The sequence below is a fragment of the Sutterella parvirubra YIT 11816 genome (assembly GCF_000250875.1).
GTDB classification, from domain to species: domain Bacteria; phylum Pseudomonadota; class Gammaproteobacteria; order Burkholderiales; family Burkholderiaceae_F; genus Sutterella; species Sutterella parvirubra.
Genome location: NZ_JH604842.1, coordinates 1 through 1,329, shown reverse-complemented (window position 1 = coordinate 1,329; position 1,329 = coordinate 1). Strand labels below are relative to the sequence as shown.

General features: G+C 58.2%; 1 protein-coding gene. It reads left to right on the top strand.

The annotated features are described in order from the left end of the window. On the top strand, nucleotides 1–1,329 hold a 1,329-nt coding region (locus HMPREF9440_RS00340), incomplete at both ends, for an IS1634 family transposase (protein ID WP_008540392.1).

Here is a 1,329-nt window from a genome sequence, read left to right as displayed (position 1 = left end):
CTAACGCTGGACAACCTCTACAGCGCGCTCTCGTTTCTCAAGCAGAACAAGGAGCCGCTGTTTCGAGAGGTCGGGAAGAGGCTCGACAAGCGCTTCGGGAAAGAGCGCGCAACCCTCGTCTTCTACGATGTGACGAACGCCTACTTCGAGACGCCTCTTACTGACGAAGAGAAAAAGCGTGAGCAAATGGACTTCCCCGAGCGCCTTCGGGCCGCGGCCAAAGCTGCCCGCCTGCAGGGTGAGCTCGGGGACGAGTGCTTCAATGACGAAGGTGAAGTCCTGGTGGAGCTCCTTCCCGACGCCTTTCTTGACGCGGTCGCGAACGAGAAGATTCAGTACCTGCGGATGCGCGGCCCCTCAAAGGAGCACCGTTCCGACCTTCCGATCGTTTCGATCGCTCTGGCCGTGGACCGCAAGGGCTTCCCGCTTGACGTCGAGATCTTCGCCGGCAACTGCGCCGAGATGAAGTCCATGGAGGAAGCCATCACCAGCCTTCAGGCCAAGTACGACATCAAGGACTCCATCGTCGTCGCCGACCGCGGACTCAACAGCGTCTACAACCTCAAGAAGCTCAAGGAAATGGGGCTCGGCTTTTGCGTCGCCCAACGCGTGACGCAGTTTCCGAAGGATCTCCGGGACAAGATGCTCGACAAGTCGCTGTACACCCCCATCTATGCCAAGGATCCGGAGAAAGCCAGGATCCAGATGATCAATGACTACGAGAAGACCGGGGCCGACGGAGCGACCATCAAGTGCAAACTCGTTCTGACGTGGGACGAAGACCGGTACAAGCGTGATGAAGCGATCCTCGACGCTTGGGAGCGGCTCATCAAAAGGAAGGCGAAGAACCGTGAGAAGGTGAATCCGAAGCGAAGCGGTTGGACGTCACTCGCAAAATTTGAAGGGACGCAGACCGAGAGCACGATCATCGGCGTGGACGAGAGGGCTCGCGAAAAGAAAAGCCAGTTCTCCGGTTACGCGGGTCTCGTCTTCGCCGCGCCGGACGGCATGGAGGAATCCCTCGACAACGTGAGCCCTCTGGAGCTCACCGCCGTCTATCGCCAGCTCACTCAAATCGAGGATTGCTTCTTTATCATGAAGTCGTTCCTCGGCCTGCGCCCCATGTACGTCTACAACACGGACCACATCCGAGGGCACGTGATTCTCTGCGTGCTCGCCCTGATTCTGATCCGTCTTCTGCAGGAACGGCTATCGGAGTTCGGGGAGCACCTGAGCATCCGAGACATCACTGAATCTCTCAACGACGCCTGCGTGAATGTCTCGGAGAGAGGCGGCGAATTCTATTTCCAACCGTGCTGCCGAAATGTT